The sequence below is a fragment of the Gardnerella sp. 26-12 genome (assembly GCF_001660745.1).
GTDB classification, from domain to species: Bacteria; Actinomycetota; Actinomycetes; order Actinomycetales; family Bifidobacteriaceae; genus Bifidobacterium; species Bifidobacterium swidsinskii.
The window spans coordinates 1-8,767 of record NZ_LWSR01000057.1 but is presented as its reverse complement, the minus strand read 5'-3'; the positions used below and the strand labels follow the sequence as shown (position 1 = coordinate 8,767).

The 8,767-nt window shown below is 45.3% G+C and carries 9 protein-coding genes; 5 read left to right on the top strand and 4 right to left on the bottom strand.

Annotation, left to right across the window (positions count from 1 at the left end; translation table 11 throughout):
- The 5 genes from A5295_RS03955 to trmD all read left to right on the top strand — a co-directional run.
- A partial coding sequence (locus A5295_RS03955; RefSeq protein ID WP_064621757.1) for an endonuclease/exonuclease/phosphatase family protein occupies positions 1 to 838 on the top strand: 838 nt, incomplete at its 5' end.
- 116 nt (positions 839 to 954) lie between these two features.
- Positions 955 to 1,425 (top strand): 30S ribosomal protein S16, encoded by a 471-nt coding sequence (gene rpsP, locus A5295_RS03950; protein WP_012913862.1) that lies wholly within the window; start codon positions 955 to 957, stop codon positions 1,423 to 1,425.
- Between the two features lie 2 nt (positions 1,426 to 1,427).
- The gene (locus A5295_RS03945) at positions 1,428 to 1,661 is read left to right on the top strand and encodes an RNA-binding protein (protein ID WP_004105376.1); all 234 of its coding nucleotides are present in this window, start codon (positions 1,428 to 1,430) and stop codon (positions 1,659 to 1,661) included.
- 1 nt (position 1,662) lies between these two features.
- Entirely contained in the window at positions 1,663 to 2,262 is a 600-nt protein-coding gene (gene rimM / locus A5295_RS03940; protein ID WP_064621574.1) for a ribosome maturation factor RimM, read from the top strand.
- Positions 2,263 to 2,303: 41 nt separating this feature from the next.
- A complete protein-coding gene (gene trmD / locus A5295_RS03935) occupies positions 2,304 to 3,170 on the top strand; it encodes a tRNA (guanosine(37)-N1)-methyltransferase TrmD (protein ID WP_180963755.1) in 867 nt (288 codons plus the stop codon).
- Between the two features lie 712 nt (positions 3,171 to 3,882).
- On the opposite strand, the gene rsmD is transcribed toward trmD, so the two are convergent.
- The 4 genes from rsmD to A5295_RS03910 all read right to left on the bottom strand — a co-directional run bounded on the left by rsmD (position 3,883) and on the right by A5295_RS03910 (position 8,672).
- Positions 3,883 to 4,467: a 16S rRNA (guanine(966)-N(2))-methyltransferase RsmD gene (rsmD, locus tag A5295_RS03925; RefSeq protein ID WP_064621755.1), complete on the bottom strand. Its 585-nt coding sequence runs from the start codon at positions 4,465 to 4,467 to the stop codon at positions 3,883 to 3,885.
- Between the two features lie 254 nt (positions 4,468 to 4,721).
- Positions 4,722 to 6,146, bottom strand: coding sequence for an MFS transporter (locus A5295_RS03920; protein ID WP_004110247.1), 1,425 nt, complete (start codon positions 6,144 to 6,146; stop codon positions 4,722 to 4,724).
- Positions 6,147 to 6,264: 118 nt separating this feature from the next.
- Entirely contained in the window at positions 6,265 to 7,203 is a 939-nt protein-coding gene (locus A5295_RS03915) for a nucleoside hydrolase (protein WP_033888576.1), read from the bottom strand.
- Positions 7,204 to 7,523: 320 nt separating this feature from the next.
- Positions 7,524 to 8,672 carry a PfkB family carbohydrate kinase gene (locus A5295_RS03910; protein WP_064621754.1) on the bottom strand — a complete coding sequence of 383 codons (1,149 nt, stop codon included), beginning with the start codon at positions 8,670 to 8,672 and terminating at the stop codon, positions 7,524 to 7,526.
- Positions 8,673 to 8,767: the final 95 nt, after the last annotated feature.

Sequence of the window (8,767 nt, the reverse complement as noted above, 5' to 3'; positions counted from 1 at the left end):
CGAAAGCAGGTCGTCGCGCAAAAGCTGCAAGGAACAGCATCAAGAAATACGCGTGATGACTCTTAACTGCAGATACGGAAAAGCGAGCGCATCCGAAATAATAGAAATAACGAAAAAATATCACGTAAATACGTTACTTTTACAAGAATTAAGCAAGTCTTTAGTAAAAAATCTTGAAAAACTTGGAATATACGAAATTTTTCCAACTTCGTGCGTAGGTGCGCAAAGTGAGCATAATAACGGCGGATTCAACGCTATTTTTACGCAATATTCCGCGATTTCTACTTGCAATAATTCTGTAAAAATTGAAGCTGCAAGCGTACCAAGCGTTACAACTTGCTTAGATTTTGGTGCAAATGAAAAAGTTTTGGTGAAATTTGCTTCTGCACATCCAAAGTCACCGATGCGTGGGTGTGCTGCTTGGAGTAATGGAATTCGCGCACTTGCGACTATTGATTCTACTACTGATTCTTTCGCCGATTGCACTAACGAATGCGCTGACGAATCTACTTCGAAAACTTGCGATTTAGCAACTCTTACTATTGTTACTGGCGATCTTAATTCCACAGTCGACCACCCAAGCTTTCGCTCGCTTTTGAAATACGGATTTACAGACGTTGCGCTTTCGCTTGGAAAGCGTCTACGCACATGGCCTACATGGCTTAAGTGGCCAAATCTTACACTTGACCATGTGCTATTTTGCGCAAAAAACTGTAAATCTAACGCACTATGGCAAAAGAATGTAGTTGTCGACGGCACTGATCACTTAGCATACATCGCAGCAATCGACCTACAATCACTGGATAAAAACGTCCAAGCGCGCAGGCATAATAGATAAGTTATTCGCGTGAATCGGCGCCCTCTTCCCGACCACGTGAGGAACATGTGGAAGCTCGCAAGGAGTGCCCCACACCCGAACGAAATTCCACGACTCTAGTTATAAGGAGAGCCATTTTGGCAACCAAGATTCGTCTTAAGCGATTGGGCAAGAAGTTCTATGCCTTTTACCGTGTAGTCATTTCTGATTCACGCAACAAGCGCAACGGTCAGTCCATCGAAGAGATCGGCGTTTACGATCCAAACAAGCAACCATCTATGATTCAGATTGATTCTGAGCGCGCACAGTACTGGCTTGGCGTTGGCGCACAGCCAACCGAACCAGTGTTGAAACTCTTGAAGATCACTGGTGACTGGCAGAAGTTCAAGGGTCTCGACGGTGCCGAAGGCACGTTGAAGACTTCTGAAGCTGGTCCAGACGCACAGGCTCGCGTTGAAGCTGTTGAAGCTGAAGCTCAGAAGCTGAAGGCCGCTAAGTCTGAAGCCGCTGCTAAGGCTCAGGCTGCAGCTGAAGCCGCTGCAAACGAAGCCGAAGAAGTCCCAGCTGAAGCTGCGGAAGCTGCCGAAGCCGAGGAAAAGGCTGAGTAATCATGCTGGCTCAAGCTGTTGAACATCTCATTAAGAACATCGTGGATTTTCCAGATGACGTGTCGGTACGTTCTCACGAAAATGCTCGCGGCGAATTGCTTCGAGTACGCGTGAATCCTGAAGATATTGGTCGCGTTATTGGACGCAATGGTCGTACCGCTAATGCAATTCGCATTGTTGTGCAAGCTTTGAGCAACCACAATGTGCGCGTTGACATTATGGACGTACGTAAGTGAGATGAACGTGGCATTAGACCAACAATCTTTTGACAACCCTCAGCAAAGTCGTAATGACCTGCTGAGGGTTTGTCGTATCGGTAAAGCCCAAGGTTTAAAAGGCGAAGTTACTGTACAAATTTTTACAGATGAGCCTTACGAACGTTTTGAGCCAGGAAATGTATTGTGCACTGCAGACGGCGAGCGCGAGTTCGTTATTGAGAACGCAAGAACATTCAAAAATCGTTGGATTTTACTATTCGAAGAATCACAAAATCGCAACGATGCGGAAGCACTTAATGGCACTGAATTGTATGTACATGCGGAAGATGCGCAAGAACTTGCTGCCGAAAATGCTTGGTATATTAAGGATTTAGTCGGTTTACAAGCGCGCTTGTGCGAAGAAAATCAGCCTGGGCTGCCGGCTTGCACTATTGGAAAAGTTGTGGATGTGCTCGACGGTGCGCAATCTTTGCTAAAAATCCGCTTGAATAATCCGATTGACGACGATAATAAGACTGCGCTTGTGCCATTTGTTGAGGCACTTGTGCCGGAAGTTGACGTTGCAAACGGGTATTTGACTATTGATCCTCCGGGCGGTCTAATTCCGGGGCTTTCGTAGTTTTCATAGTTTTATCAGTTTTCGTAGTAGAGTGCCTTATGATGGACATCGATATTATTTCCGTATTCCCAGAATATTTTCGCATGCTAGACCTAAGTTTGTTAGGCAAAGCGCAAAATAATGGCTTGTTGCAAATTCGCGCATACAATTTACGCAAATGGACTCACGATGTACATCAATCGGTTGATGACACGCCGGTTGGCGGTGGCGCCGGCATGGTTATGAAGCCTGAAGTTTGGGCGGAATGCTTAGACGAGCTGCTTAACTTGCCAAAATCTGAAGTAAAAAATACGTGCGATACGTGCGATAGTTGCGAAGAAGCAAAAATCGTGACTAATAAAATAGACTCAACTAAACCAATTCTTATATTCCCGAACCCTTCTGCCCCACTATTTACGCAAAAAGACGCAACGGAATTAAGCAACGCAAATCATTTGGTATTTGGATGCGGCAGATACGAAGGCTACGACGCTAGGATTCCAGAATATTACCGCGCGCAAGGAATTGACGTACGCGAGTATTCAATTGGCGATTACGTGCTAAATGGCGGAGAAGTTGCAGTAAGCGTTATGCTTGAGGCAATTACACGCTTAATCCCTGGGTTTATGGGAAATCCTGAGTCGATTGTTGAAGAGTCGTACACAGGATCGGACGCACTCTTGGAACACCATCAATACACGCGTCCAACTACTTGGCGAGGTATAAGCGTTCCGGAAATACTCACTTCCGGAAATCACGCCAAAGTTGATCGTTTTCGTCGAGATGAAGCTATATCTCGCACAAGCGAAATTCGACCTGATTTGATTGAAAAATTGGACTGCCACAAGATAGATAAAGCGGATCGAAAAACGCTTATGTCGCTCGGATGGGAAGTTTCTGGCGATCATCCGCGCAAAAACTCGCGCTAGCAGCAAAAGCCGGAAATACTCTGGCAACAGTATTGCTATGCTAGCGTTAATTACTTATTGATTAGAGAACACTAACATTATTGCTGCCGCACGCACAACACAAAATCTCTCCACCATAACACCACCACCTGTTTAGTACGCTAACTTCAATGTACTAATATTCGTGTGGTAGAGATTTGAGATTTTTCGCACTGAGCGCGGCGAACGTCAGAGCCGCAGGCTGCTGATTCGCCAAGCGAAGAAGAAAAATCGAAAAATCTCTGCGATAAGGCACGGTTATTAACGATTAAACACGCAGAGTTTGGGGGATTTCTTTACGAGCACTAAAAGAGGACTGGGCGCATTGACTTGCCGGAGCGCTTAAAGCGTAGCGCGCGGAGGCACTTCAATGCGGAAACTCGCTTAAGTTGGAAGTCCAGTGGACTTCCAACGCGAGTTTCGCAAGCGAGCGTAATAAAACGCGAGCGTATCGTTAAAAAACGTTTAAGAATAAAGCGCCCGAAGGAACGCTCGCGCGGTCTAGGTGCGCTCGCTACTGAGCTTGCGTTGAAAGCACACCGTGCTTTCAACTTGAGCAAGCTCACGCTCCGAGTTGCTTTCACGCGCGCAATGCTGTGTGAAAGCAGGTCGTAGCGCATGCGAGGAAAGAAATCCCCCGAAACTCGCGCCACATCCTGAGTACAAAAACAGATTGTAACGAAGCCGAATCAGATCAATCGCGCTTAGGCTGAATAAACAACACAGAAGTTTCTCCGTAATTACGCGTATCAAACAGCTCCCAGCCCTCAGGCATAGTCGGCAAAACACTTCGCGCGCTACGCTCCAACACAATCAACGTATCTGCAGAAACGCTCACAACTCCGCTCGCAATCATCGAAGCCAATAAACTTTCGCAATCCGCAGTTTCGTAAGCATAAGGCGGATCAATAAAAACCAAGTCAAACGCTTCCCCACTATAATCCGCAACGAACTGCTCCGCGCGCTTTCGAAGAACCCTCATAGAAAGCGCAGAATCCCAAGCCTTTGAACTCTGCAACGTTTTCGATGTACGAAGTATCAGCGCAGCTGCTTGCGAATTTGCTTCAACAGAAACAAGCTCACGCGCGCCACGAGATAGCGCCTCAACTCCTAACGCACCTGTGCCGGCGAATAAATCAAGAACGCGAGCATTGTGCATAACATCCCACGAATCGAGCCTAGAAAATATCGCTTCTTTCGTGCGATCTGTAGTAGGTCTTGTACACGACTGCGCTGAAGTAAGCGGCAAAGATTTAAAACGTCCAGCAATAATGTGCATTCTTCTAGCTTATCCTCCCCCTCCCGACAGTCATTGTTACTCAATGCGATTTTGTGATTATTTAGTATTGTCTATGAGTTTTAAACACATTTGTTGGAGAATTTACTGGCATTTGTTTTCGGTTTCGATACTCGCTTTACAGCTGTGTAAAGGAAGTGTCGCGCGCAGAAAGCAAAAAGCGGCAAAGCATAGGAAATCCTAGCTTTACCGCTTAATTTTATTCACTTAAGATTACGCAAACTCACGCGTCAATCTTACTTATTTACTTCTTCAGGATTCGGGATTAAGAAGGAGCAAGCAAACGCAAGCGCAAGTAACACAATGCCCGCAACCATCGAAGCCATGTATCCGCCTGTTGCACCATTAGTTCCTGCAACATTCGTCATCACAGCGTAAAGAATTGCAAAGCTTAAGCCAGCACCCAAGTTAAAAGCACCAGCGTTCATGCCTGGCAAGTATCCTGGATTATCCTTTGGAGAAAGCACAATACCAAGTCCGTTAAGCATAATGTTTGCAACACCTGCGTAGCTTACGCCCAAAGCCAGCGAAAGCGCAACCAAAGACCACACCGATGGATTATTAGCAACATACATACCAAACACAACACCAATCACACTGACAATAATGCCAGCACGAAGTACCAAACGGTAACCAAACTTGGCAGCCAGCATACCAGCCACAGGCCCAAACAAGAAGCCAATAATTGCGTAAGGCGTCAACGTTGCAAAGCTCACCACGTCAGCACCCAAGCCAGCACCAAACTTAGCATCCTGAGCAAGCTGCGGCACTACACCATTCATCAAAGCAAAAACGCCAGTCATGGTAAGCAGCGTGCAAGAAAGCAAGCCCCACGTGCGACGCTGCTTCATGTAATGCGTCGAAACCAAAGGAGCAGCAATCTTTCCTTCAATTCTCCAGAAAATCGCGAAGAAGATTACAGCCACTACCACAAGGCCTGCAACCATAGTCAAGTTAGCATTTGCAAGCTTATCAATTTCATTAATAGCAAGATATGCTGCAAGGAACGCAATACCAAGCGTCACAACGCCCAACCAATCCATCTTTGAAGTTTCCTCCGCATAAGATTCTTCAGCAGCAACAATCACCATAATCACTGCCGCTACAGCAATACCTGCCATAGTCCAGAACACCGAACGGAAACCAAACTTTCCAGCAAGCCAACCGCCAAGCAACGCATCAACGCCAGCAATACCACCGTTTACAGATGTCAAAATTGCCATTAGCTTTGCGTAACGCTTTTCTTCAGTTACGCGCACGCGAAGCATAATCAAGCACATCGGCACTACAGGACCAGAAGCACCCTGCAAAATACGTCCAAGCATCAAAATATTCACATCTGGAGCAAGCGCAGACACTACGCAGCCCGCAATCGTTGAAATCAAAATGCCAATAAGCACCTTCTTACGACCGACTAAATCAGATAAACGCGGCAAAAACAGTGAGAATAAAGCAGCAGCAGTAAAGAACACTGTTTGAGTTAAGCCGATTTGCGTATCGGTTGCGTGAAGCTCTTTTGTCATTGTTGCTAATGCTGGAGAAAGCATTGAAGCGTTGAGCTGGAAAGCAAAAATAGCAACGAGTAGCGCCGTCATTAGCGCAACAATTGATCGCCCACCCTTGTCTAGCATGGAAGGCGTTGGAGATGAAACTTCAGTCATAATAGCCTCATATCAAATTTCGTATAAATTTTATTTTTGCGCAACTTTACCGCTTTATTTTCTTTCGGTAAATTTGCAGTATTGTTGCGCAAAATATCGTGAATAATTCTAGTACAAATCAGCCGATACGCTTCAGCGCGTCAATAATCAAATCCCAGAATTTATCGAAATCAAGTTTGGTTGCAACTTGCGTATGGCATTCTTCTGCGGATGGTTCTGGTCCGCGCAAATCTGCAACGGTCATACCAACTGTTAATTCGCCCTTAATTTCAACGTCTACAGGGCAGCGACGAGTAGCCACCACACTGTGGTCAATCAAATAAGCAATCGTGCAAGGATCATGAACTGGCGGATCAATAAAGTCTTGATTATCCTTATACGCTTTACGGAAGAAGTCCATCAAACCGCTAGCAAACGCAGAAAGAGGCGTGCCAATAGCATTAATCTTTGCTTGCACTTCAGGAGTGCAAAGTGCCTGATGCGTCAAATCAAGGCCGACCATAGTAATAGGCCAATCCTCATTAAACACAACATGCGCAGATTCTGGATCAACCTTAATATTAAACTCAGCAACCGCGCTCCAATTACCAACGTGATATCCGCCGCCCATGAGCACAACTTCCTTCACACGTCTCACGATTCGTGGCTCAAGGCGCACTGCCATAGCAATATTGGTGAGCGGACCAGTTGGTACAAGCGTAATCGTGCCAGGTTCGTTGCTCATAATCGTATCAATAATCCAATTTACAGCGTGGCCTTCGTCCAATGGTCGCGTTGGTTCTGGAAGCGTTACGCCGTCTAAGCCGCTTTCGCCGTGCACGGAAGCCGCAACTTCCAGAGGGCGGACCATTGGTCGGTCGCAGCCTGCGTGAACTGGAATGTGAGTTGCACGAGCCATTTCGAGAGTTGCACGCGCATTATACGTGACTTTTTCGAGACTTTGGTTGCCGCCAACTGTAGTTACGCCGAGCAACTCAATATTTGGGTTACCAAGTGCCAACAGAATAGCCATGGCGTCATCATGACCAGGATCGCAATCTAGGATGATTGAAGTCATCATTACTCCTTCGTAGATAACTAACTTCTTGTTAATAACTTACGTAAATAGTTTTCAGTTATTTTTGCTATTACGTTTGCTACTAACTGCTGTTAATTTATGCGTAAATTGCTCTATGATCCATGCCCGTACGCCACTACGCATTTCGCTGCACATACGCTTCATTGCATCATACAACACTAATTACCTARCATTTGTTTATATAACTAAACAAATGACTAATAACAAGTATAGCAGACCTAGGATTGTATGCAAGAAAAATTTACAAGATTAATTCGTAAATTAAATAAAAGAAATAGAATCAGCGCAAAAAGCACTAATTAAATGCGCTCATGAATATTCGTCATGCGTTGAGAAATAAGTTCTGGATTAAACAACTCATGTACAGGCTGCATAGATTCAGTATTCAAAGCTGCAGCAGCAACCGCAAATCTGCCAGTTTTTGAAGAATCAAATTCGTTATATCGCGCGTAAATAAGCGCCGCAGTAGCAGCATCGCTAGAACCGTTGTCGTTGCCGACTGCTTCAACACCAACATTGCTATTTCCGCGAGTTAGCATCATTCTCTGGACGCGCTTAACTGGGACAGGATAGAACGACACTCCCTCATCTGCAACACCATAAGCAACTCCTGCGCGACCGGCATTTACAAATACACGTTTTACTCCACGCTTGAGAAGCACATTCGCACAGCGAATTGCAGAACGCTCGTCAACAGCATTAACGCCAGTTAAAGCCTGCGATTCAGCAGTATCTAAAATAAGGGTGTCAATACGAGACAATCTAGAAAGCACTCGAGGAGCTTTTGCATCCGTAATTGCACGAACAATAATAGGACGGCGATAACGGTCACATAGCCACTCAATTGACTTTTGCGGAATATTAGTATCCAACACCAAAATATCAGCATTTTCAATAATGGACATGCGCTCACGCAAAAAATCAGGAGTCATGTGGTCGTAAATACTCATATCGTCTAAAGCAAGCAAACGCTGACCAGAAGCGTCACCAACATACATGTACGAAGCAGTCATTGACTCAGGAAGTTGCTTCGCATAACCAATATCTAAGCCGTTTGCAGCAGCATCAATGCGGAAAAGCTCTCCGTTGTGATCGCCACCGTAGACAGAAACCATGCTTGTGCGAATATTAAGACGTTCCAACGCGACTGCAATATTCCTTCCAACACCGCCTAGCATATAGCACACACGGGAAGCATTAGACGTGTAATCCATCAAATCTCCGCAAGCAATGCCAAGAACATCCATGCTAATTCCGCCAACAACAGTCACATAACTTGGAGGAGTAACAATATATCCCTTACCTCGTAAATATCCTTTGCGAATTAAATTGGAAATATGAGCAGCCACACCTGAACGAGTAATTCCTGCGAGATTTGCAAGTTCCTGTTGGCTAATCATCGGGTTTTGTTGAATCCAAGTCAAGATTTGTTGTTCGCGTTCGGTCATTGTCGCCTCATCTCTATTGTGATTACAAATGATGCCTACTATCTAGGATATTCACAATTCTCATAATATGCACGTAAATTTATGTAATTTTGTTG